The sequence below is a fragment of the Bradyrhizobium centrosematis genome (genome assembly GCF_045571495.1).
GTDB lineage: Bacteria > Pseudomonadota > Alphaproteobacteria > Rhizobiales > Xanthobacteraceae > Bradyrhizobium > Bradyrhizobium centrosematis.
Genome location: NZ_CP120703.1, coordinates 6190683 through 6214884, shown reverse-complemented (window position 1 = coordinate 6214884; position 24202 = coordinate 6190683). Strand labels below are relative to the sequence as shown.

Genomic DNA, 24202 nt, shown 5'->3' with positions numbered 1-24202 from the left:
TTCATCTCGGCCTTGAGGAGACGAAAGACAGGCGAATGAAGCGGCGGCGCCGCAGAATGCAGCGCCGCGCGCGTGCCGGCCCCCTAGATTTGCGGCATCAGGAATTCGGTCTGACCAGGATTGGTGAAGACGTTGCATTTGCCGCCATATGTGTCCGGCGCAATCTGCTCTTTCTTCTCGACCAGGTTCCAGACGCGGTTCTTGACCTTGATGATGTGAACGTCTTGGGTCGTATTGTGAGTGGGACCATCCGTGGTCATGACCCCGGCCGGACCTTCCCAGCGGATGCCGCTTTCGAGAGCCGCCAGAACCGCCTCACGTTCGAAGCTGCCAGCACGTTTGACGGCTTCCGCCCAAAGCATGACCCCACTGTAACCGCCGAACACTTCGCCGTTAATGTAGGGATGGTTCTTGCCGGCCACGGCTTCGACCTTGGCCAGAAATTCCTTGTTCTTGGGCGTGTCGAGTTCTTGGAAGTAATTGTAGGCGACGATCACGCCATCGGTTTCCTCCGGCGCAAGGACCTCATGCTCATTGCCCGCGGCGAATACGATCGAGATGATCGGAATCTTGTTCAGCATGCCCGCCGCGGCCCATTGCCGATAGAACGACATGGCCGGACCGCCGACGAGGCAGGAATGGACGATGTCAGGTTTAGCCGCCTGGATTTTTGCAATGGCGGCGGTGAAATCAGTGACATCCAGCGGATAGTAGTCATCGGCGAGCACCTGACCACCTGCGCGCTTGGCCATCACGTGATTCCAGATGCCGAAATTGCGGGGGGCATTGTAGTCTGACGCGATATAATAGAGCTTCTTGCCGAGATTCTTGAACGACCATTCGAGCAGCGGAACGACTTGCTGGTTGCCGCCCGTATTGACGCAGAAGGTATTCTTCTCGCAGAGCCCGCCTTCGTAGAAGGAACCGTAGATAAACGGTATCTTGTGCTTGCGCAGAACGGGACGCGTGGCCTCGCGGGCAGCGCCGCTGAGCGCACCTTGCACCATGACGACCCGATCATTCAGGATCGCTTTCTGAGCGTATTGCGGGTACTTGTTGATGTCGGACTGACCGTCATAAACCTTGAGCTCGACCTTCTTGCCGAGCAGGCCGCCGGCGGCATTGATCTCCTCGACGGCGACCTTCATACACAAATTTGAGGGCACACCATAAATATCGAGAGGTCCCGACAAATCGTGCAGGGAGGCGATGGCAACAGTGTCGGATGCCGCAAAAGCGCGACCCGGAAGTAGGCCCGCAAGAGATGCTCCCGAGACTGCCGCAGAAGCGCCGAGAAACGTGCGACGGGATAGCTTCATATGAATGCTCCTTGTTTTGAGGTGAAGAAGAGATCAGCTGCCAGCCCATGAGGCCGGCGTTTCGTTCGCGCAGGCCGCTTGATGGGCCCTCCGGCCACCAAGTCGGATGTCGCTCCCGGGCATGGCCCGGTCACGCGCTGGGCGACTTAGCTTTGCGGGATCAGGACATCCGTGGTTCGGATTAGTGAAGACATTGTATTTGCCGCCATAAGTGTCCGGTTGAATCTGAGAGGCTGCAGAAGCGGCTGCACAAGCGGCTGCAGAAGACCGCCGAACGTGCGACGGAATAAATCCATGAGAATGCTCCTTCGAGGTTCGAATAAGGAACTCAATGGCGCGAACGACGACTGCCGCCGGTGCCAGACGACGGAGAGGCAGGCGCGAGGCTGATCGGCGAGAAGCGGGATCTCGCCGCGTGCGGGATTAGCGCTCGGTCGGCTGTACCATCGGAACGACTTGGCGCTCGACGGGAAGGTCCGGGTCGTACAGATACTTCGCGCTTTGATCGAGAAAGTCGTGGGTGTGGATCACCACAGCCTCCGCGTTCAAGAATGCGATCGCATAAGCCGGCGGCTCCATGCTGCAGGGAACTCCTCGACGACGCTCGAAATCGAGCCACACTTGATGATTGAGCCCGCGCAGGGTCGAGAAGGGAATCCGCTGCCAGCTACCGGCGATCGGACGATGCACATGGCCAAAGAACAGATGGCGGATCGAGTGCCCCTGAAGGAGTTCTCCGAAGGCCTCGCCGTCGTCGAGCATCAGCTCATCCGCAGGCCGAAAATGAACCGAGAGAGGCGGGTGATGCATGAACAGATAGACCGGTTTGCCTTTGGCTTCTTCCAGGCGCGCGCGAAGCCAAGCTTGGCGCTTCGCACAATAATGACCCGCATGGCCTTCAGCGCGTTTGGTGTCGAGAAAAAGAAAGCGACCAGCCGCCGTGTCGAGTGCCGACTGGACGAAGCCGGCATCGTCGATGGGAGCATCAGGAAAGACCTCGCGAAAATTGTCGCGATCGTCGTGATTCCCCATCAGAAGCCGCACCGGCATCGGCAGGACCTCAAGTGCTTTGCGCAAGCGAAGATAGGCGCTCCTCTCGCCGTGATGGGCAAGATCACCTGTCATCACACAAAGCTTGGCGTCTGAATGGTGCTTGGCGATATCGGCGAGACAGGCGCTTAGCCGTTCACCTGGATCATTGTCGAACAGATGCTCACCTGTTGGAACCAGATGAAGGTCGGTGATTTGGATGATTTTCATTTTCGATTTTGCGAACGTGTCACGTTGTCAGGATGCAATGGCTTGATCAGCTCGGCCGGAGCGAGCGTTCCAGAGCCGACGAGACGCAATCTCAGCGCCTTGTGTCAGGGATTCGAGCTTGCGCCAGGCGATGTCGGGGTCGACACTGTGGAACGTTGCAAAACTGGCGAAGCCGCAATCCGTGCCGGCGATCACGCGCTCTCGCCCGACCAGATTGGCATATTGTTCGATGCGCTGCGCCACGACTTCGGGGTGCTCGATGTAGTTCGTGCAGGTATCGATGACGCCCGGCACGATGACCTTGTCTTCGGGCAATCGGGTTTCCCTGAACAGGCTCCATTCATGCGAATGGCGTGGATTTGCTGCTTCAAGCAACAGCGCCATCGGTCGCGCTGTGATCACGATGTCGAAGATCTCATGAAGATCGATGTCGTGATGATGCGGCGACTCGTAATTGCCCCAACATAGATGCATGCGCATCCGGTCAGCGGGAATGTCGCGCAGAGCATGATTGAGGATTTCGACGTGAAGGGCGATTTCTTTGCGGAACTCAGCAACACCCATCGGATTGGCTCGGAAATGGCGGCCGAGCGCAAGATCCGGACAATCGATCTGCAGAAGAAGCCCTGAGGCTATGATGGCATCGTACTCGTGCTTCATCGCATCGGCCAGCGCATAAAGATAGGCCTCTTGCGACGGATAGAAATTGTTTGGCATGTAATGAGCCATGATTCCGGGAGAAGATGCGTTCATGAACGCTTCGTCCACGGAAACCATATCGATCGCTTTCTTGAGGTTGGCGATATCGGTCGCAACAGCTGCTTCTCCGTGATACTGCAGCGGAGCAACGCAGGCCGGCGTCTTGATGTCTAGATTGACCCTTTTTGCGAAATTCGAAAACTCTGCCAATTCAGATAGCGCAAGGGGTTGATCAACTCCGGTCAGGCCCGTCATGCGCTCCCGCGCATAGGTCGAGTAAGCGTATTTGCTCATCTCGCCGTCGTCGACAACGCTCAAGCCGATGCTGGCTTGCTTCTTCACGACGTCAGCGACCGCTGCACTGACATCGTCAGTGAGTGACGAGCCAGCGGCGGGGTCCAATGTGCCCTTCTCTTTGGCCAGCAGCTTCTGCTCCAATGCGGGGGGGCGCGGCAGACTACCGACATGGGTCGTGAGGATCTGGTCAGTGCTTATTTTCATCGTGTATCCCTTTGTTTCAAGCGAAATTGGTTGGCCCGCCCCCTTCCCTCGGAGGGGAGGATCCCAAATTGATGGCCTGGGGTGAACGAGTGCCCGCCCGCATTCGGGGAAGCGACATAGCAAGTGCTGTTGACGCGGAAATGTCTTGATATTAGCGCAGCTAATAGTGACGCCAATGACTCTACGGGTAATTTCGCTTATCCGCGGGCTGATGCCGTTCTAACCCATCGCGAAGGCGAGCGGCGCATTGCGGTTGCCGGCGTCGCTGGCGGGTCGGTGCGAAACAACACTCCCTAAAATTCGGCAACGGGTTGTATGAATCCGATCATCCTGCGGCAGAATTGCGCGATCCCTCCGTTGAAATAACTCAGATGGCGTCATCAACTCATCGACGGCGTGGCCCTTAAATGAGGACCCGGCGTAGAGTCGATGGGGTTAACAGGCTCTTGCCATTGCGGGCTGCTCTTAGTTTGTGGCATATGCCTCGCACCAAATTGCCTCCCGATCGTGAGACGCGCTCCAGCGCGCTCACTCATCAAGGTTCACCTTCGGTTTTTACAAAGAGCGCGCCGGCTGAGACAATCGAAAGTTGAACCTTATCCTGGGTATGAGCGACGAACATTGCTCGGTGCAGACCTCTGGGGTTAGCGCCGACCTTTGCCGAAGACGGTAGATGTTTGACAATTCAGGTAACGTGTGATCTTCATTTATAGCAGCGCGACGGGTATTGTAAGCGGATCTGAGAGCTATCGCGGAGTGCCTCCGCGTGCCCAAACCAAGGCGGTATAAGAAACGTCGATTTCATTTCGTGAATGATGTCGGTCTGGCTCAAATAACGCTGCAAGCCGTCGGCACTCCAAGAGAACGCAGTTCATCTTGCTCCACATTTGGATAATGAACGTGAGCTGCATCGAGGGCACTTCCGACTTTAGAACGGTGTAAGAAGCAGTGCGGCGCAGGCTCGCGTACCCAGAGGTCTGGTGTGTCGATATGGATCTTTTGAGATCCAGCTCACAGGCCGCGCCTTGGGGCTTCACCAGGATGATCGCGCGTCCATCCGAGAGGCTCTGACTTTTGCAGTTTCAGAGCGTTATGCGGTCAGGCTGCCCGAGAGCCCAGGTCCGGAATGCGAAGAAGACTCGCGCGACAAGACCGAGAGCGTCATGAAGATCAGTTCGCACCAGATAGCAGCCTTCACAGAAGTTTTTCGGCGAAGAAGCGTTTCGGAAGCTGCGGCCGTCCTTGGCGTTACCCAGTCGGCTGTCACTCAGCATCTTGCAAAACTTGAACAACGTATGGGGACGACGCTCTTCATCCGCCATCGCAATGGGCTTGAACCGACGAAGCCGGCTCAGGAGCTATTTGCGCTGACTGATCGCGTGCGGGTTCTTGAACAACTCGTCGCGGAGACGGTTGATGCCTACAGCGACCTTTCAGCCGGGCATCTCACGGTGATCGCAAATGCTCCGCGGCCAGCGATGCCGATCATCTCCGAATTCAACAAGCGCTTTCCGGCGGTGAGAATCAGCTTCTCGCTAGTGACCTGGGAGCTTGCGAAACAACGACTTGAGCAACATGACGTAGATATTGCCATCATCACCGAGCCTGACGACATCGCCAGTCTATTCCATGTGGAGCTGAGCAAGACGCGGCTTATGGCTCTCATTCGCCGCGAGCATCCACTCGCCACGAGAGAGACGCTCAGTCTGGCCGAACTTGCTCAAGAAAGAGTCGTTTTGACTGAGGATGGCTCACTCACGCTGCGCGAAATACAGAAAGCATGCCTTGAGAACAGCATTAGCATGCCGAACATTATCAAAATGACCACCTATGCAGTTTTAAAGGAAGCTGTGCTGCATGGAATCGGGATAGGAATACTTCTCGAAGAGAGTGTGTTTCCAACAGAAGAACTCGTCTACAAACCGGTCGATGAGCTCAGCATTCATTTCAAAACCTACATCGTGACGACACCGGACAAAAGACGACTACGATCTGTCAAATCCTTCTTTGATACCGTCCAGCTTCTCTAACGATATCTATCTGATCATTTCTGAAATGAGCAGGCGTCGCGCGTGAGGCCGGTCGGCTGCGGTGCGGCGCAATCAAGTCAATCTGGTCTGTGTCGCCCCGCTCGACCATGACGACATGCTGTCATAACCTGGGCACCGCAGCAGGATCCAGAGGATCACGCTTTCCAGGATGCCACAATGTATGGGTAACTGGTTTGCTGTGCAGACCTCGAAGCCTGAGCGCGGCTTTTCGGAGGCGCTGTCGCTGGGTTGAGCGCTTAGCATGGCCGCTCCTCTCTTCGTTGCAGCACGTGCGAAATGGTCGGCCCACGAGGCGGCCGGACGCAGCTTGCAGTCTTTACCGTACCTTGAGGACGTGGCGAATGTGATACGATTAACTTTGTGATACAAGGCTGCCTCTCACCAAACGACAAACCTGACGTTACGTGTCTCAACGTCGGATATGGCGGCAGACAAGACTTGTCTACGCCCAACTCTTGCCGCATCGGCCTGAGACTGGGCTGCTAGGATGAACTCGTACAAACAAAGACGACGAAGTCTTGGAGAGTTGCGGCGGGTCGAGCAGATCTGTCGGTCCGAAGCGCAGCGTGCCCACTCCGATCTTGAACGGAGTGGGTTGTTGAACATTGCAGAGGATTGCCAGCGAGCTGCCCAAAAGATCGAAAAGGCTTCGGAAATGTCGACATGGATAGGGCCGATGATCTGGACCTTCGCGCTCGTGGCCTTGCTGCTGTTCGTTGCGCTATACCTTCCATGGTAGACATTTCGGGCTCCGCAGAATCGGCCTCGTCGAGGAACGATCGACGCCTTGTCAAACTGCACTTGGTGTGGCGAGGGGGCGCCCGTAAGACCATCGCCGTCCGCACCGTGATGAGGGAGGAGAGGCGCGGTCGCCTTTAGCTCCGCGCTCGCGACAGCCAGTTTGCTAGGATCATCACTAGAGCGATTAATGGGAAGGGGTTGGACGCGGGGATAAGCCTGGGGCTACCCGCCGACGATTCGTGGCGGGACCAATCCATCCCTCATCGAACAAATCCGCAATGGCGGGACGATACCAGTGAGATCATCGCATCGGCGTGGTCAGACGCAGCGGCATACGAAGTGCGGCCATTCTGGCCGCGGCGCCGCCGCGTCATCGCGACCCCGCTCGCAACAGGTCCTTTCCCTTCCGCATACCCCCTCAATGTGAATGTCGCGAATTGGTCGCTTCTTGCGAGGGGCTCGCTACCGGCCCTGGCGTGCGTTGTCCGCTGTCAATCCTGATTGGCGTCGAGCCCTTGCGCGCGAGGACCGTCGCGTGAAGCTGTCCGCGTCGGCAAATTCCATAGTCTGTCCTGTGTATGCGTCAGGGGGGCCACTAGAGCCTCGAATGCCGACTTCACGTCGGCGTAGGCAGCCTCCTTCAAGGCGGTCGCCACCGGATCAATCTCATCATAGGCGGTCAACGCCGTTGCATAATCCTGATAGAGCGGCATCTGGGCCTCGTTCGTCCAGCCGAGACCTAGATGGTGGAAATGCTCAGCGGGAACGGTGACGCGACTTTTATTCAGTTCTCGGAGGTTATCAGCCGACCAGTCGTGGATGGTATAGGCGTCAATCTTATCCATCATGGACCGCCAGCGAATGACACGCTCCTCCAGCGGCATGTTGATCGCTTTCGAAATGGCAGCTGCAATCTCTTCGGGATTGTTCGGGTCAATCAGCAGGGCCTCGTCTTGGCTGAATTCCTCGGCCGCCCCGGCAAACTTCGACAGGACAAGAACGCCGGGATCATTCGGGTCTTGGGCCGCGACATATTCTTTCGCTACGAGATTCATACCATCACGCAGCGGCGTGACGAGACCTATATCTGCGGCGCGGTATAGACGGGCGAGTGCAGCCTGGCTGAACGGGTCATTCGTGTAGTGGATCGCCTTCCACGCGTCCGTGCCATGCTTGGCATTGACGTGATCGATCGCATTCTCCACGCCCTCTTTGTACTTTTGATATTCCCCCACGTCCGCACGGGAGGATGGCGCGATCTGCAGCAACGAGATGCTGCCCGGCTCAGTGGTTAAAAGGTGGTTGAACGCTTCGACCCTCTTGTCGATACCCTTCGTGTAGTCGAGCCGGTCGACGCCGATGGCAAACTTGGTGCCCTCCAATGTCTGCAATAATGACGAGAGCTTTTCTTCCTCTGCCGGCGAAAGTTCTGCGACCGCAAGATGATCCGCGAATTGCTTGGGATCGATGCCGATCGGGAATGTTTGTAGCCGCGTCTGACCACGGTCCGTCGTCACGATTCCATCCTTGCCCTCAAGCTCAAAATGGACCCGCAGACAGGCTAGAAAGTTGCTGAGATCCCGGTTTGTCTGAAAGCCGAGCAAATCGTACGCGAGCATCGACTTCATAAGCTCGCGATGGTGGGGGACGTGCTCGATCATGTCGGGCGCCGGCCATGGCGTATGCAGGAAAAAGCCGATCGGTCGATCAATGCCGAGCCTATGCAGCTCGGCCGCAAGTGGAAGGAGATGATAATCATGGACCCAGAATGCGTCTCGATCCCGGACGTTGAAGGCGGCTCGCGCTATGAATGCGTTGACATTTCGATAGCTGTCATACTCGCCTTCGGCGCCCGACATGCGCTCGCCCAAGGAATGCAATGCAGGCCACAATGTCGAATTCGAGAAACCTCGATAATAGCCCGGATAGTCTGCCTCCGGCAGGTCTAGCCTTGCCACGTCGCCTGCACCGGTCTTCACCAGCGGCAATGGCCGGTCAGTCCCATCTCCGCGGCTATGCGAGGAACCTATCCATAGCGCACCGGAACGTTCAACGACCGGTTCAAGGGCTGCCGCAAGGCCGCCGGTCTGGGGTCTATTGGGGTCGAAGGGGGCAACTGGCTGACCGGATCCGGGCGGTCTTCCGGGTCGCTTGAACCGACGGCATTGGCAGGTCCTGCTGCTTCGTGTTGTCCTTGGTCCAGCGGCACGCCGTCCAGGTGCATGTCAAAAGGAGCCTGGCCCCCAGCTTCATCTTGCTTCGTAGCGCCTGAAGTTCCGGTATCGAGAGCGTCGTGGATTCGAACCATTTCGGATCTCCATCTGACGATGTTGCCGCTTGATGCATTCGCGGATCGACCGAGATATCGCCTCGGCTCCAAACTTGCAGCGCCAGCTTTCTGGAAGCTGACCAATTGCTGCGTCAGAGGGCCGCACAGACGCAGCTCGATCGGCGACGAAGGCAGCTCGAATGGGTGCGCGTTCACCCGCCAAGCAGACAAGTGCGCAACGCACTGCTCTGAGAGGTCCTTCTTGTTCGGTGAGGCAACGTGTGAAAATCGTGCAGCGCAACGCTCCTGCGTAAAAATAGTGAGGTCATGCGTCCCAAATCGGCATGAGGTCGTCTTCTTGACTGAGTGCTGCGCAGGGAGTGCTGTTACGAATGTCGCAATTGCGGCTGTCGCTGTCTGGCTCAAGACATCGGTTGTCTCAAGGGCAACAAATGAGATGCCAGAAATGGCGTGGCGCGGGAGGGGCCAGTCTTTTGCTCTGAAGATGCCGCGTGCCGTGGCATGCCGATTGCTCGAATTTGTGATGACACCGCTCGAGACCATGCTGCTCATGCAGCACGCGAGCCACCTATTGAGATGAACCGTGCCGACCTCCCAAGCCCCGAGCCAGCATCGCCAACGCCGCCATTCGGGTCACGCTTTGCAATGGCAGCCACCGTGCGCTGTCATGGACCCGCGACAAACGGCTGTCACGCAATATGGTACCCCACCAAGGCCAGACGTTATGGTTAGGGACACTTGCGTTATCTTTGAGTCACGCTTGAAGCGCTGGAAGCGGCGAGATGCCGAGTGGGAGCGTTGCAGCCAAGGGCCGGCCTTGCTTTGGCGTTTGCAAATGGTCGTGGGCTGATGCCGGACGATTGGGATCCTGAGAAAATAGTCAGGCAAATGGACGAGCTCAAAGTCGAGCTCCTTCGTGCCAAGTCGGTCGTCGCCAAATGTAAGGCAGGATTGGAGGAGTTGGAACGGAGGCTTGAGCGTCGCACACGCTCGCCGTTGAGTGATGATCGCCACCGGGATCCAGCGGCAGCCAATCCCATGCGGGGATCGGGATCGTCCGAATGGCAAAACGTGGATGATCCCATTGACGAGGAAGCTCCTCTGGCGTTTTCCAGTCGATTATGGGACCGTTGAACCACGCACGTTTGCATCGGAAGGTTTCGCGACTGACAAGCCTAGCCGCATCGCTTTACGGCCCGCACGAGGGAAGTGGCGGTCGCCCGATTTGCCGAACGTGTTGGTGATTTTGGTGCGTAGGTCGGGATAGACGCTGAGTACCACCACATCCGACAGATATGCTGAGAGCGTCCATTCTCGGCGGCCGTCCTTTTTTCCGTCTTCTACGCACGAAATTGCTGGGCAAACCCTTCTAGGCGCGTGTCCCGGAACATGTGGTTCGGGCGAAGCCGGCAAACAGCAGTCACTTAGTCCGTCAGGCATCAGGCAGAGCATTTCGGGTGCGAATGCGGTCCCCGGGTGTACCTCGTCAGCTTCTCGACAGCTTGTCCGACTACCGAATAGTCAAACCGGCTCCCCCTGGACGACAGGTTGCTGTGGTATCGCAGGCTTTCGACACATCCAATGCAGCGGCTCCGCCATCGGCCAAGGCGTCCTTTGACAATCGGCAGCCGAAGCTGGCTGATAATGTATCCATAAGCTGCCGGAGAGCGAGGCGATGACGAAACCTTTCCCCATGAATGCCTGGTATGCTGCCGCCTGGGACGCTGAGGTGAAGCCGGCGCTGTTGCCGCGGACGATCTGCGGCAAGCACATCGTGATGTACCGCAAGGCCGACGGCTCGGTGACCGCGCTGGAGGATGCCTGCTGGCATCGCTTGGTGCCGCTGTCCAAGGGCCGGCTCGAGGGCGACACCGTCGTCTGCGGCTATCACGGCCTGAAATACAATGCGCAGGGCCGCTGCACCTTCATGCCCTCGCAGGAGACCATCAACCCCTCGGCCTGCGTGCGTGCCTATCCCGTGGTCGAGCGCCATCGCTACATCTGGCTCTGGATGGGCGATCCTGCTCTCGCCGATCCCGCGCTCGTCCCCGACATGCACTGGAGTCACGATCCGGCCTGGGCCGGCGACGGCAAGACCATCCGCGTCAATTGCGACTACCGCCTCGTGCTCGATAATCTCATGGACCTCACCCACGAGACCTTCGTGCACGGCTCCTCGATCGGCAATGACGCGGTCGCCGAAGCGCCGTTCGACGTGACCCATGGCGAGAAGACCGTGACTGTGACGCGCTGGATGCGCGGCATCGAGGCGCCGCCGTTCTGGGCCAAGCAACTCGGCAAGGAAGGCCCCGTCGACCGCTGGCAGATCATCCGCTTCGAGGCGCCATGCACCATCGCCATCGACGTCGGCGTGGCACCAACAGGCACCGGCGCGCCCGAAGGCGACCGCTCGCAGGGCGTCAACGGCTTCGTGCTCAACACCATCACGCCGGAGACCGAGAAGACCTGCCATTATTTCTGGGCATTCGTTCGCAACTACCAGATCGGCGAGCAGCGCATCACCACCGAAATCCGCGAAGGCGTCTCCGGCATCTTCCGCGAGGACGAGCTCATCCTCGAGGCGCAGCAGCGCGCGATGGACGAGAACCCGGATCGCATCTTCTACAATCTCAACATCGACGCGGGTGCGATGTGGATGCGCAAGCTGATCGACAAGATGGTAGCGAAGGAAAACGGACCGCAGCATCTGCAGGCCGCGGAGTAGGGCATGGTCGGGGTCGACCGCTCCGTCTCGCAAACCGTGAAGGCGCGGCTCGCGCTATGCGCCGGGAGTCTGGATCGTTGCGAGAGCCGAGAGGGCGGCGGGCCGGAGCGATTGCGTGCGAGCGCGCCAGGCCTGCCGAACGCGATCTCCGCCTCGCACTCCCAAATCGCAGCCATCGCGACCCCCTGCCGGGGCTCGCGGTGATCAAGATTACGACCTATTGAGGCCAAGGCCATGCGCTTTATCGAAGCCTGGAGTCCCGCAACGCTCGTTTCAACGCGCGATTTATCGCCCGGCATCCGCGAATTCCTAATCAGGCCAGACCAGTTCGACGGCGCGGCCTATCCCGTCGGCAGCCACATCAATGTCAGCGTCACCATCGATGGCCTGCCCGAGACGCGGTCCTATTCGCTGGTCGGCCAAGCCTCACCGCGCGGCCTTACCATCGCGGTGCGTCTTGTCGAAGATTCCCGCGGTGGCTCACGCTACATGTGGCAACTCGCAGCCGGAGCGCGGCTCGACATCACCCGGCCGGCCTCGCTCGTCGCGGTCGATTGGGCCCGCGACAACTATTGCCTGATCGCCGGCGGCATCGGCATCACGCCGATCCTCGGCGCCGCGCAGGCGCTGGCGCGCCGCGGCGCCGACTTTACGCTGCATTATGCCGTGCGCGGCCGCGCGGACGCCGCCTATCTCGATGATCTCGCGAGCCTGCTCGGTGATCGCCTGTTCGTGCATGCCAGCGACGAAGGACAACGGCTCGATCTCGACGCGCTGTTCGCCTCGCTACCCAAGGGTACACTGACCCTGTTCTGCGGCCCGATGCGCATGCTCGATGCCGCGCGCCAGGCCTGGATTGGCGCGGGCCACCCGCTTTCCGATCTCCGCTATGAAACCTTCGGCTCCAGCGGCACGCTGCCGACTGAGGCCTTTCGCGTGCGCCTGAAGGGCTTTGATATCGCGCTCGAAATCCCGCGCGAGCGCTCGATGCTCGATGTCCTCAACGCCAGTGACTATGAGGTGATATCCGACTGCAAGCGCGGCGAATGCGGTCTCTGCGCCATCGATGTCGTTGCCGTCGACGGCGAGATCGATCATCGCGACGTATTCTTCAGCGATCACCAGAAGAGAAGCAATGCCAAGATCTGTGCCTGCGTCTCCCGCGCGCGGGGGACGATCACGGTGGATACGCTGCTGCGGGCGGATGCTGTGTGAGACGAAGTCTCGTCCGGGATCGTCAGCTCTTCACGTCCTGCTGAGCGCTTTATGAAGCGGTTAGATGATGAAGCGATCTCTCACAAAGCTTCGCTTCGTGCGTCAATGTGGGGGCGGCCGTGCGGGTGCTCGGTCTCGGCTATTGCTGTGTCTTATAAATGTCATCTTGCGCGGGCCAGTGGCGCGCGCGCCGGCTCGATCGGACAGCGATCCATGCCTGTCCGCAACCGGCAGATGCGCGTGACAAAGTACGAGGAGGTCGATGCCAAAACATTTTCGTAATTGGGCCATATTGTCCATACTCTCCATGCTTCTCCTCCCCGCCGCGAAAGCGCAGGACCGCCGGATTATCAGCGAACCTGTTGCACCTCATACGGTGTGCGACCGTCCCGTGCCGTCTGGGAAGCAGGATACCGCAATGTTGCAAGATGCTATCGACCAATGCCCTTCCGGAGCCGCCGTATATTTGGGGCGTGGCGAGTTCCGATCAGGCCCGCTTGAGATGAAATCGGGCGTGACCCTGTGGGTCGGACGCGGTGCGAGGCTGATCGCCGTCCCGGAACCTGCTGCTTACGACAAAGGTCTCGGACAATGCGGTCGCATTGCGGACAAGGGCGACGGTTGCCGGCCATTCATCAGCTTTTCCAAAACGCGAGGCGGCGGCATCTACGGGGAGGGCATCATCGATGGTCAGGGCGGCACATTGATGGCCGGCGGTGCGGAAACATGGTGGCAGCTAGCGCGGCGCGCCCAAGCCGAGGGCGGCAACCAGAACGCGCCGCGCTTGATCCAGATCGATCATGCGCAGGACATCACGTTGTCTGGTGTGACCCTGCGCAACGCTCCAAAGTTTCATGTTGCGATGAATCAGGGCGTAGGCGCCACGTTTTGGGGCATCACGATCGACACACCTGCGGATGCCCGCAATACTGACGGCATCGATCTTGGCGCGAGCCAGGACGTGACTATCACCCACAGCTCAATTCGTACGGGCGACGACAATGTCGCAATCAAGGCTGGCGACAACGGCTCGACCAGTCATATCTCGATCATCGATAATTATTTCGGCTGGGGCCATGGTATGTCGATCGGAAGTGAAGTGAATTCCGGAGCCAGAGACATATTGGTGCGTAATCTGACATTAGATGGTACGACGTCGGGCCTGCGCATCAAGAGCGATGTGAGCAGAGGCGGTCTGGTCGAAGGCGTGACTTATGAGTACGTGTGCCTGAGGGGCAACCGATGGCCGATATCGTTCGACGCAAAATATGATCCGCACGCTCAAGGCACGAGGATTCCGGTCTATCGGCAAATCGTTCTCCGTCATGTCCATGGCGACACTGGTGTGTTGCTGGTGCGCGGCCTAGACGAAGGACATGCGCTCGACGTGACACTCGAAGATGTCAGATTTGCCAAATCTGCGAACTGGCAGGTTGAACATGCCAACGTCCACGCAAACCGCTCCGACGTAGCGCCACCGCTGCCGGGGCGAGCTGCAGAACCGCTGCAGCGCTCGTCGGAGATATGTTCCAGGGCATTCCACGACGTCAACCGGTAAACGTTACAGGTGGTCGCCCTTGTTCGAAGACTTTGCAGGGCGGCCCTTGTGAAGGCACCTTGTAGGTTATGGTTTGCCGTAAAAATATGTTGGCTGGGTGCGGCGGCTGTTCTGTTGAGATCACTCTCTCACCTGCGCCAACAATACTGCTGAATCAACCAATGCAAGATCACCCGAGGATTGCCGTTCGCCGCGCTGTACTTCTGGCAGGATGCCTTTGCGTCCCGTCGGCGTACGCCCAGCCATTGTTGGTGTCGCAGACCAAAAATGCGGACTATCACTCCGTGCAGCAAGCCATCGACGCATTGCCGGCGGAAGGGGGAGAGGTCCGCCTCGCGCCCGGTATCTATCGCGAGAAGGTCATCATCTCCAAATCTGGCGTTCATCTCTTCGGGATGGGTGGCAATCCAGAGGATACCCTCATTGTATATGGCGACGGCGCCATCAAAGTAGGAGGAACCGTCCGTTCGGCGACGTTGAGTGCCACCGGCGATGATTTTCGGCTCGAAAATCTGAGCATACAGAACGACTACGCCCGCAATCCGGCCAATCCACCCTCGCAAGCCGTTGCACTGTCCCTGACCGGAGACAAGGACGTCGTCAGGCGCGTCCGTCTTCTCGGCGCCCAGGACACCTTGTTTGCCGGCAACGGTCCAAACGGCAGAATGTCACGCCAGTACTTCTCGAATTGCTACATCGAAGGGCATGTCGATTTCGTGTTTGGCAATGCCAAAGCGTGGTTCCGGGAATGTGAGTTGCACGGCATCGCCAACCAAGCGGTTGTCTTCACCGCGCAAAGCAAGGCCGCTCCCGATGAGGACAGCGGCTATGTTTTTGATCATTGTAGCCTAAGTGCCGACCCCGCCGCGCGTGTCATCGCGCTTGGTCGGCCGTGGCGGCCATACGCCACAGTGGTGTTCCTGTCGACGAAGATCGATGCGCAGGTCGTTGCGGAAGGCTGGCGCGAATGGACGCCCGGCAAGACCAACTCGTTGAGCACGAGCTATTACGCCGAATACAGATCTTTTGGAGCCGGAGCGAACCCCTCAGGGCGCGAACCATACTCCCATCAACTGACCGATGGCGAAGCCGAGAAATGGTCGCTAAAACTGTTCTTCGGGGGCGTCACAGATTGGCTGCCAATGGAACGATATTCAGGGAACGCAAAGCGAAGGTGACGAGACAACGGCGATCGTTGGATAAATAACGGGAGAGTTGCGGATATGACGGCGGCGCGGGCCGTCACACCTCACCGACATGCGCTCGGCACTCTATTTGCGGTATTGAAAGCCCCATCAGATGATTCCTCAATGAGCAGGGGCAACGCTCCCTCGTACGGCGTGCGAGGACCGAGATCTTGATGGACGCAATGCTCTTTGTAGACGACGATCAAGTCCTTGCTGCCCGCCTGACTGCGATCGTCAGACCGCTTGTGATAGGTGAGTGACATGGGGGCGCCGCAGCCCCGCGATACGTCAGCACCGGCCGCGCACCATTCATCGAGCTGTGGTGTCGATCGTTGATCCGACGACACGAGCGAAGACGCCTTGGCGGGACGCTTTGGCGTTGTAATCCATACAACAAACCGCGTGTGGCGCGAAACACTTGTACTTCCGTGTTGCCTTTCGAATATCGAGGGACCCGGCGTATACAATTCCTACTGAAGCCTCGAAGATCGAGCCTCCGGCCGTAGCGAACAAGCCTTAAGGACAAGGCAGAACCATTTGGCATGTCCACGAACTCCCAGCTCAGCCGCTGCGCCCGCCACATGCTCACGGTCTTGCCGCATTTTTGGGTCTTGTCCTGATCATGCGCGGAACGAAGCGAACCGCTCATCACGTCGATTGTTCGCCATGCTCGGCCGAAAGGCGTTGTTCAGGGAAGTCGAGCTGCCAGCGAGCGGGAGCAAGGCTCCGACTGGCTCCGTCTTTCTTTGCGATCCGCCGTTCAGGCCCCACTGAGATGTGCTGGCTAGGTGTCGCGCGCCACTGTCTTTAGGTAATGGTAGGCCTTGATGATCTCGACCAGGCGATCCCCCCCGGAAGATTCACCGCCATTGACATCGGGATGGTGCCGCTTAACGAGCTCCTTGTACTTCGCCTTGATATCCCCGAGCGTCGCATTGGCATTCAGGCCCATCACCTGCAACGCTTTGCCCTCGGCATTAAATGTCTTGCGCGCCTCGGGCTTGGCCTTCGCGCGCGGGCGGGCACCGGCGCGTCCGTTCAGTTCGACGAGCGTGCAGAGGGCATGCCAGTCATCCTCGAAATTGGCAGTGCTGCCGGTCACTCCGTGGGCGCTGATGTTTTCGCCCATCTTCCAGGTCGGACGATGGCCAGTCAGCGCATCCTTCTGGTAGCGCGCGACCGCTTCGGCGTCCATGCCAGAGAAGTAATTGTAGGACTGATTGTATTTGCGAACATGACCGATGCAGAAGTGCCAGTAGTCGCGCGGATTGCCGCGGCCTTTAGGCGCGGGGTGGGTAGCCTTGTTCTGGCAACCAGGCCATTCGCATCGCGCCGCGGTCTGAGAACCCTGTGCTCCCTGCTTATTGATGCGAATAGAGGCAAAGATCTCGGATGTGTCGATCAACATGACCTGGCTCCGTTGGGGGAGCGGCAATGAGCAGCGCCGCTTGGCAGTCACGTCATAGCAATCGATATGCCACGCTTCGCGAGCTTGGTTTGGACCACAATCTCTTTGCGCTTCCAGTACCTCTCAATCGCCATTTACTGTCGGGTTCTGCACACGGTCGCCTTGAACGTGATAGATGTTGTGATTGAGTGGTGCAGATGCGTTCCTTCTGAAGGACGAGCGTTTTGCTCGATGCCGCCGCTTGCAGATCACGTCGAAGAAAACCCCGCTCATGGGCTCTGCGTGCAAAGGAAAAGGCAGCTTTCTTAGTCGAAAACTGGCGTGCTCACGTGCATCTTCCTGGGTGGTGCGGGTTGACGCACTTCGCGAATTGAAACCTCCCGGCGGATTTTTTCGGGTAAGCGGAGAACAGTGATCCACTATTTTCTTCGGCGCTCGAAGGTAGATCTTGTCTGCGTATTCTCGCCCTACAGGACGAAGGGCCGTTTTTGGCAGCAGGCTCTATCTCCAATTGGAAAGAGAGGGCCTCTCTTCGTGCGGCTTGCTCGGACTCGTGGCGTCCAATGGGGCGACGGCAGGGAGTGCTTCGGTAACATTGTCATCTGGGGCAATATGAGCGGGCGGTTCCGGATGGCGTTTGACAGCCTAGGAGCCGGTCTCACGATCGTGCAAAAGCAACCAGCGGCCCGAGATCACGATTGTCGGCAGCTTGGAGCGCTGCGATGTAGGCCCTGCGTGCAGTGCCGGTTTCTTGCAGGTCGGCTCCACCCTATGTGAAGCGTTGCCCGCCAAGTTGCGTGATCAGCACATCAGCAGCCAATCGCGACGATAAGATATAGCATATTATTGGTCGGAAAATCTATAAGTTAAATCTTATAAACCATCAGCGCCCTGATATGGGATATCTTATTTGCTGCAGCCCAGATTATAAGGCGTATCCTTTTGAACCTGGCGGCCCCGGCTCTGGAATGTGATAGTTAGAAGCAAAAGGATCGCTGCGGTTGCTTTGCGAAAGGATGTTGGCCGCGCACCCTTCTTCCTGCAGGCTCTCTGATCCCGTCGGGCATAATAGCCACGGTCGGCATGCAGCATCGACCCGAATTTGAGACGAGACGGCAGTTTCCTAGTAAGTCGAACGTCGTGGTCCTCGCCTCCGCAAATCACGCCAGGGTGCTCCGGAGAGGCAGTCGTTTACCCGGGGAATGACACCCGGCTTGTTCGGCAAATGGGCTTGATGGCAATGAATTCATAATCGATGAGTTAGCGACGCATGATTCGAGCCCCCAGTTCGGGCGTGTGAATCACGGCAGCCCGGCCGAAAGCAAATGCTCCGAGCCCGGTCCTTCTCATCCAAACAATCGATTTTACAAGTTCGCGCTGCGCCGGTTAGGAAGCTGCCACGACTTAAGATTGTGATATGTGTCGGAGAGACGCTAAGCATGGGGTGGCAGATCGCAAAACATCGTGGCGGGACTTCGTTCGCAGTTTCGCGCAGCGTAGCTCGAGGGTCTTCATCGCTGTAGCCTTCGAAACGGCCGCATCAATTGCGATGTTGTTCATCCGCGCGAACGAACTGCGATCGCTGGTGCCGCGGTTGATCCAACTCCTCATAAGATGCTTCGCGAAACTCGTTGCGTGCGTCATTGTCTTGAGCAGACATGCATCGGACACAACAAGTCGCGACTAAGATCGACTCGTTCCATCTTCTTTTCATGCAATCAACAGTATCGCTGTGCAAGATTGGAAGCATGACGCCTGGCGCAGTGCCGTTACCGTGCCTTTGCAACACAGTGGTCGCGGCAAAAATACGACATCACCGTCGTTTTCCGTTGCAACCGAATGACGCTCGGTAACTTCTGAGAGAACGCGATTAAACCATTGTATGATCTCTTTATACGCTTCTATGGAATGTTTCTACCCCGATATGAATGGGATAAAAGCGGCTCTTCGATAGCTTGCGTACACGGCAGAACCGTCGCGCTGAATGGATGCTCAGGTGCGATGGCCAGCCAATGAAATGCTGCAGAACAGGACACGGAGCATTTGTTGTAACAGCACCGACCGCCACCCGCCGGAAAGAGGCGACGGCAACAGTGAGTGGCGGCAGATACAGGATCTGGAGTACTCAACTGCCCGCTTGCCGCGACACGAGCGGCCCCTTTTGCTGAGCCGCCGTCATTCGGAAACAGCGGTACCCACTACAGCATCAAACAGCCCCGTCCCGCGTAACGCACTGTTCCATAAGGTTGCTGAATTGTTCATTGCATATGAAACGCTCGCAGGTATCCCGCTGCTTTGCAATACCAGCGCCAACTCTCATGGACGCGGTCTCTTCCCAATGTCGCATCCGCCTGCAAATCGGATCGTATCGAACGCATCTGGTGCAAAGTCCTGCTTTGGACCAAATCGGCATCCGATCGATAAAGAAAGATCGGACGCATGTCGAGCGTAGCGATCGATGTTGCCGATGTTAGCAAGTCATATCGGGGCAAAGTCGCTGTCAACGGGCTGACCTTCACTGTTGCGAAGGGAGAGTGCTTCGGGCTGCTTGGACCGAACGGCGCGGGCAAGAGCACCATCGTGCGTATGCTCCTCGGCATGGTGATGCCGCAGGCCGGCAGGATTGCGGTGCTCGGCAAGCAAGTGCCGGTACACGCACGCTTGGCGCGCGCAGGCGTAGGCGTGGTCCCGCAGTTTGACAATCTTGAAAACGAGCTCACCGTACGCGAAAACTTATCGGTCTTCGGCCGCTACTTCAGCATGAGTGCGCGTGCCATCGAGGCAGTTATCCCTTCACTGCTTGATTTTGCCCGCCTCGAGAGCAAGGTGAATACGCGCGTGTCTGACCTATCCGGCGGCATGAAGCGGCGGCTGGTGCTGGCCCGTGCGCTGATCAACGATCCGCAACTGCTTGTTTTGGACGAGCCAACGACCGGGCTTGATCCGCATGCCCGCCATTTGATCTGGGAGCGACTGCGATCGCTCCTTGGGCGAGGGAAGACAATCCTGTTAACGACGCACTTTATGGATGAGGCCGAGCGATTGTGCGACAGGCTGTGCGTGCTTGAAGACGGGCGCAAGATCGCCGAAGGCGCGCCTCACGCGCTCATCAGAGAGCAGATTGGCTGTGACGTCATGGAGGTCTATGGCGGCAATCCGCAGGTATCCATTGAGCTGATCGCGCCTTACGCACAGCGCATTGAACAGAGCGGCGAGACCATTTTTTGCTATGCGCGAGGTCTGGAGCAGGTGCGTCAGACATTGCGGGGGCGTGCGGGCTTGCGCCTTCTGGAACGTCCACCGAACCTCGAGGATGTGTTCTTGCGGCTCACAGGACGCGGGATAGAGATATGATGAGAACGAATTATAGCGCGGCCTTACCCGCCAATGCGGTCAACTGGCTCGCAGTGTGGCGTCGCAATTACCTGGCGTGGAGGAAAGTTGCGCTTGCATCGCTTCTGGGCAACCTGGCAGACCCCGTGACCAATTTGATTGGTCTTGGCTTTGGCCTCGGATTAATCGTCGGTCGCGTCAACGGTACGTCATATATCGATTTTCTGGTGGGAGGCATGGTCGCGACCAGCGCAATGACTTCCGCAAGCTTCGAGACCATTTATGCAACCTTCGCCCGCATGCACAGTCAACGGACCTGGGAGGCGATGCTGTGCACACAGCTTACGCTCGGCGACATCCTGCTCGGTGAGGTTGCATGGGCGGCTAGCAAGGCCTTGTTGGCCGGCACAGGAATTACAATCGTTGCAGCGGGAATGGGCTATGCTGCATGGCCATCCATGCTCTATGCGCTACCTGCAGTGGCGCTCACGGGGATTGTCTTCGCGAGCTTGGCGATGGTCATCGTGTCACTGGCGCCGAGCTACGACTATTTCGTTTTTTACCAGACACTCATCCTGACACCGATGGCGTTCCTCTGCGGCGCGGTGTTCCCGATCGCCCAGTTGCCCGCCGGCCTGAAGCTCGTAGCAAGCCTCTTGCCCTTGGAGCACTCGATTGAACTCATTCGTCCGGCAATGCTTGGCCGGCCAGCCAGCAGCGTCGGCATACATGTTGGTGCGCTCTGCATCTACGCGGTGGTGCCATTCTTATTGTCGGTTGTGCTGCTTCTCCGGCGCCTTATGCGCTGAGGGCGCCGCGGTGGCACGTTCAAGGAATGCATGGTCGGTGAGTTCGGGTTCCAAGAAGCGCGCCTAATGATGGTCTGGTGCATGCAGCGGCCTGCTGCTGAGAGGCGGCCGGCCTCAATGTGGCCTTCTTACCATAAACGGAGAGTATGATGCTGTGTCTTGGTTTAAGCGGTGGATTGGATAAGGTTTACGAATGTCGGCCCGAGCTTCCAAGCACATTTCTTCACGACGGTGCCGCGGTGCTCGTGCGCGACGGACGTGTGATAGCGGCGGTTGAAGAAGAGCGACTCAATCGGGTCAAACATTCCAATAAATTTCCAAGCCTTGCGATTCAGTACTGCCTCGATACCGCAGGTGTCCAACTCAAGGACGTCGATCGGATCGCGTTCTATGCGACCGAAGCCTACTGCAAAACGATGCTGGAGCGCCTGTTTGTTCCCCAACCATCCGAGGCTATTCCTATGGATGCCAGGCTTTTGTTGAGGACAATGCTAGGACAAGAGTGCGGCACCGAAGTTGATCCGTCCAGGATCTCGTTCGTAAGTCATCATCGGGCGCACGCCGTTAGTGCATTCGCAATGTCTGGATTTGAGCAAAGTCTGGTACTTGCAATCGATGGCGGCGGCGATTTTCAGTCGGGTTTGGTGGCCATCGGGTCTGGAACCGAAGTCAATCTGCTCGAGAGCTTCCCGGAGAGACACTCATTGGGGCTGTTCTATCTCGAGGCCATCCGGTATCTCGGCTACGGTTTGTTCGATGAGTACAAGGTGATGGGACTTGCGCCTTACGGTGATCCCGCGCCATATCGCGAGCTGTTTGAACAGTTCTACGAACTCTCTGAGAACGGGTGCTATCGGCTCCATCTAGACCGCATCGGTCCAGCGTTGGTCCGCAATATTCAGGTCCGGCGAAAAGGAATGCCAATCACCCAACAGCATCGAGATGTTAGCGCATCATTGCAGGAAGCGCTTGAGCGAATCGTGTTCCATATACTTCGACATTATAGAGACCTTACTGGCATGAAGCGGCTCTGCTTGGCCGGAGGAGTGGCCCACAACTGCACCGTGAATGGCAAGCTGCTCTATTCAGGGCTGTTTGACGATATTTTTGTGCAGCCGGCGGCTCACGATGCCGGCTGCGCGTTGGGCGCAGCGCTGATGGCGTCTCAGGAGGAGGGGCGACCTGCGGCGCGCGAGCGGCTCCAGGATGTCTATTGGGGACCCGATCTGGGAGATGCCGTGGAACAGGAATTGAATGCGTGGGCTGGGCATCTCCACATTGAGCGCAGTGATGACGCGGCGGGCAGGGCGGCCGAATGGATGGCAAACGGCGCCGTGATCGGCTGGGTGCAGGGGCGATCGGAGTTCGGGCCGCGCGCCCTGGGTAATCGCAGCATTCTCGCCGACCCCCGACCCGCTTCTAACAAAACTCGCATAAACGCGATGGTCAAGAAGCGCGAGGGCTATCGGCCATTTGCGCCTTCCGTATTGGAGGAGGATGCCGCAGAATATTTCGATCTCCCGGCGGGTGCGAGAGAATTTCCTTTCATGAATTTCGTGGTTCGTGTGCGTCAGTCCAAGCGCGACTTGCTGGGCGCCATTACCCATGTCGATGGCACTGCACGGCTGCAGACAGTGTCCCGACGGTCAAATCCGACCTATTGGGGCCTTATCGATGAGTTCAAGAAGCGGACGGGCATTCCAGTTCTGCTCAATACGTCCTTTAACAATAATGTCGAACCGATCGTGGACTCGGTCGCCGACGCCGTCGCCACATTTCTGACCACTGAACTCGATGGCCTTGTCGTCGGCCCGTTTCTAGTCAAAAAGCGGACGGTAACGCTTGAAGACTGGACTTCGCTCGCGGTTTCACTGCCGCCTTATGTATCCCTGCATCGCGTGCGCGCTCATACAGCACGAGATTGCCAAGAGACGGTGTGCGAGATCCGGACGGCGTTCTCCGGCGGTGGGGCAGTGCGCATTTCAGATGTATTGTTTGATTTGTTGATGCGGATCAGAGGCGAGTCCGTTCTCCGCGACCTCTTTGAGTCTATGATGGTGGACCACCACGAGCGTGGAACTCTCGTCGAAGCACTGAGAGGACTGTGGGAGCAACGCCGGGTCCAGCTCCGTCCTCCCTCACGCGCTACTCACCCGGAGTGAGTCTCATCAGCTCGCTGGCCAGCATAAGCGGGCTCATCTGGACCTGGAGATAGCCTCGCAACCTATAATCACGGCACGGTGGATCGTCGGCTCTTATCGAGATGTAGCTTCTCGGACGATGCGACACCGTGGGTCGCTTTCCGTTGGCCAGCGCCTTTGCGCGCTATGCTTGACTTGTTGTACCACGCATCATCGAGTTCCATTCGAATGATCCGAGCCGCTGATCCTGCTCGGTGAGCCGCCCAATCGCCGTTGTCTTGACCGCTTAGAACTTTCTCGCGATCCCCTGGCGATGTCGAACGCGCCGTTAGCGCGTCGATGAAGGGCCCGCACAGCCGTGCTCATCATCGCCAAACTGAGTAAATCTGAGGTTCTGCAGCGACACTCGTCAGCTGATCGACAGGTAGGCCTTGTAACGGCAATGGCGACGCTACTCCGTTGACTGCGGACTTATCCGGTCAGCGAAAGACAGCAGGCTCGCGAGAGGATCGATCCATTTGCCGCGGTCGAGCGCGTGTGAAGCTGTACCCTTTGAGCCGGGCGGGGGCGGCAGCGCACGTGCACCCAGGGCCGCACGATGATCGTGCTGCGGAAACACCTGCTTTGCGCGCTTCAAAAGCGGGGCGTCGTCTTTCTGGCAATGGAGATTTTGATGGACACGGGACAGGCACAATAGCGTGCAGGTTCTTCCTCTGCGCCTTCTGACGAGGCGGACCAGGAAAGCTGCCTCGGCAGCTTCAATCGCGCCGTGGCGCTTCTAGTCGAAGACTTGACAGGGTATCGGACCCCGGCCTTCGCTCGCGCACAGATCCTGGACAGTTGGGTTCATGAAGACGGGCAGGGCGAAGCCGAAAACAGGCGACAGGGGCGCAGGATCAGGGCTTCGGATAACATAGGCGCGCACTCGCTGGATTTGTCCTCGCTCTCGCTGACCGCGCTGCCTG

General features: G+C 58.1%; 13 protein-coding genes and 4 pseudogenes. 9 read left to right on the top strand and 8 right to left on the bottom strand.

What is annotated here, in order from left to right; translation table 11 throughout:
• Window positions 1–83: 83 nt before the first annotated feature.
• The 3 genes from P6U31_RS29500 to P6U31_RS29490 form a co-directional block, all read right to left on the bottom strand.
• The gene (locus P6U31_RS29500; RefSeq protein ID WP_407185237.1) at window positions 84–1319 is read right to left on the bottom strand and encodes an ABC transporter substrate-binding protein; all 1236 of its coding nucleotides are present in this window, start codon (window positions 1317–1319) and stop codon (window positions 84–86) included.
• Window positions 1320–1742: 423 nt separating this feature from the next.
• Complete coding sequence (locus P6U31_RS29495) at window positions 1743–2579, bottom strand: phosphodiesterase (RefSeq protein ID WP_407185236.1); 837 nt, start codon at window positions 2577–2579, stop codon at window positions 1743–1745.
• 27 nt (window positions 2580–2606) lie between these two features.
• Window positions 2607–3779 carry a cobalamin-independent methionine synthase II family protein gene (locus tag P6U31_RS29490; protein ID WP_407185235.1) on the bottom strand — a complete coding sequence of 391 codons (1173 nt, stop codon included), beginning with the start codon at window positions 3777–3779 and terminating at the stop codon, window positions 2607–2609.
• Between the two features lie 1163 nt (window positions 3780–4942).
• Here P6U31_RS29490 and P6U31_RS29485 point away from each other — a divergent pair.
• Window positions 4943–5809, top strand: coding sequence for a LysR family transcriptional regulator (locus P6U31_RS29485; protein WP_407185234.1), 867 nt, complete (start codon window positions 4943–4945; stop codon window positions 5807–5809).
• 1253 nt (window positions 5810–7062) lie between these two features.
• Here P6U31_RS29485 and P6U31_RS29480 read toward each other — a convergent pair.
• Window positions 7063–8601, bottom strand: a complete 1539-nt coding sequence (locus P6U31_RS29480) for a trehalose-6-phosphate synthase (RefSeq protein ID WP_407189979.1) — start codon at window positions 8599–8601, stop codon at window positions 7063–7065.
• A 1935-nt stretch (window positions 8602–10536) separates the two neighbouring features.
• On the opposite strand from P6U31_RS29480, the gene P6U31_RS29475 reads away from it, so the two are divergent.
• The 4 genes from P6U31_RS29475 to P6U31_RS29460 all read left to right on the top strand — a co-directional run bounded on the left by P6U31_RS29475 (window position 10537) and on the right by P6U31_RS29460 (window position 15537).
• Entirely contained in the window at window positions 10537–11586 is a 1050-nt protein-coding gene (locus P6U31_RS29475; RefSeq protein WP_407185233.1) for a Rieske 2Fe-2S domain-containing protein, read from the top strand.
• Between the two features lie 234 nt (window positions 11587–11820).
• Complete coding sequence (locus P6U31_RS29470) at window positions 11821–12801, top strand: PDR/VanB family oxidoreductase (RefSeq protein ID WP_407185232.1); 981 nt, start codon at window positions 11821–11823, stop codon at window positions 12799–12801.
• A gap of 262 nt (window positions 12802–13063) precedes the next feature.
• A complete protein-coding gene (locus P6U31_RS29465) occupies window positions 13064–14359 on the top strand; it encodes a glycoside hydrolase family 28 protein (RefSeq protein ID WP_407185231.1) in 1296 nt (431 codons plus the stop codon).
• 284 nt (window positions 14360–14643) lie between these two features.
• Window positions 14644–15537 (top strand): pectinesterase family protein, encoded by an 894-nt coding sequence (locus P6U31_RS29460; protein ID WP_407185230.1) that lies wholly within the window; start codon window positions 14644–14646, stop codon window positions 15535–15537.
• 793 nt (window positions 15538–16330) lie between these two features.
• On the opposite strand, the gene P6U31_RS29455 is transcribed toward P6U31_RS29460, so the two are convergent.
• From P6U31_RS29455 to P6U31_RS29440, 4 genes and pseudogenes are all read right to left on the bottom strand, one after another.
• Window positions 16331–16954: a J domain-containing protein gene (locus P6U31_RS29455; protein WP_407185229.1), complete on the bottom strand. Its 624-nt coding sequence runs from the start codon at window positions 16952–16954 to the stop codon at window positions 16331–16333.
• Between the two features lie 988 nt (window positions 16955–17942).
• A pseudogene (locus P6U31_RS29450) lies at window positions 17943–18106 on the bottom strand (IS5/IS1182 family transposase); the annotation flags it as partial.
• Window positions 18081–18211, bottom strand: a pseudogene (locus P6U31_RS29445) (IS5/IS1182 family transposase); the annotation flags it as partial. The pseudogenes P6U31_RS29450 and P6U31_RS29445, both read right to left, overlap by 26 nt.
• A gap of 893 nt (window positions 18212–19104) precedes the next feature.
• Window positions 19105–19195: pseudogene (locus P6U31_RS29440) on the bottom strand (carbamoyltransferase N-terminal domain-containing protein); the annotation flags it as partial.
• Here P6U31_RS29440 and P6U31_RS29435 point away from each other — a divergent pair.
• The 4 genes and pseudogenes from P6U31_RS29435 to P6U31_RS29420 all read left to right on the top strand — a co-directional run.
• A pseudogene (locus P6U31_RS29435) lies at window positions 19194–19378 on the top strand (nodulation protein NodU); the annotation flags it as partial. The pseudogenes P6U31_RS29440 and P6U31_RS29435 overlap by 2 nt on opposite strands.
• 15 nt (window positions 19379–19393) lie before the next feature.
• Window positions 19394–20308 carry a nodulation factor ABC transporter ATP-binding protein NodI gene (nodI, locus tag P6U31_RS29430; RefSeq protein WP_407185228.1) on the top strand — a complete coding sequence of 305 codons (915 nt, stop codon included), beginning with the start codon at window positions 19394–19396 and terminating at the stop codon, window positions 20306–20308.
• Window positions 20308–21096 carry an ABC transporter permease gene (locus P6U31_RS29425; protein ID WP_407189978.1) on the top strand — a complete coding sequence of 263 codons (789 nt, stop codon included), beginning with the start codon at window positions 20308–20310 and terminating at the stop codon, window positions 21094–21096. Before nodI ends, P6U31_RS29425 begins: the two co-directional genes overlap by 1 nt.
• Before the next feature lie 149 nt (window positions 21097–21245).
• On the top strand, window positions 21246–23258 hold the full coding sequence (locus P6U31_RS29420) for a carbamoyltransferase (protein ID WP_407189977.1): 2013 nt from the start codon (window positions 21246–21248) through the stop codon (window positions 23256–23258).
• Window positions 23259–24202: the final 944 nt, after the last annotated feature.

What these genes read in the sequence shown, in the direction of transcription:
- P6U31_RS29500 (WP_407185237.1), bottom strand. Translation starts at nt 1,319, where the DNA reads ATGAAGCTATCCCGTCGCACGTTTCTCGGCGCTTCTGCGGCAGTCTCG.
- P6U31_RS29495 (WP_407185236.1), bottom strand. Translation starts at nt 2,579, where the DNA reads ATGAAAATCATCCAAATCACCGACCTTCATCTGGTTCCAACAGGTGAG.
- P6U31_RS29490 (WP_407185235.1), bottom strand. Translation starts at nt 3,779, where the DNA reads ATGAAAATAAGCACTGACCAGATCCTCACGACCCATGTCGGTAGTCTG.
- P6U31_RS29485 (WP_407185234.1), top strand. Translation starts at nt 4,943, where the DNA reads ATGAAGATCAGTTCGCACCAGATAGCAGCCTTCACAGAAGTTTTTCGG.
- P6U31_RS29475 (WP_407185233.1), top strand. Translation starts at nt 10,537, where the DNA reads ATGACGAAACCTTTCCCCATGAATGCCTGGTATGCTGCCGCCTGGGAC.
- P6U31_RS29470 (WP_407185232.1), top strand. Translation starts at nt 11,821, where the DNA reads ATGCGCTTTATCGAAGCCTGGAGTCCCGCAACGCTCGTTTCAACGCGC.
- P6U31_RS29465 (WP_407185231.1), top strand. Translation starts at nt 13,064, where the DNA reads ATGCCAAAACATTTTCGTAATTGGGCCATATTGTCCATACTCTCCATG.
- P6U31_RS29455 (WP_407185229.1), bottom strand. Translation starts at nt 16,954, where the DNA reads ATGTTGATCGACACATCCGAGATCTTTGCCTCTATTCGCATCAATAAG.
- nodI (WP_407185228.1), top strand. Translation starts at nt 19,394, where the DNA reads ATGTCGAGCGTAGCGATCGATGTTGCCGATGTTAGCAAGTCATATCGG.
- P6U31_RS29425 (WP_407189978.1), top strand. Translation starts at nt 20,308, where the DNA reads ATGAGAACGAATTATAGCGCGGCCTTACCCGCCAATGCGGTCAACTGG.
- P6U31_RS29420 (WP_407189977.1), top strand. Translation starts at nt 21,246, where the DNA reads ATGCTGTGTCTTGGTTTAAGCGGTGGATTGGATAAGGTTTACGAATGT.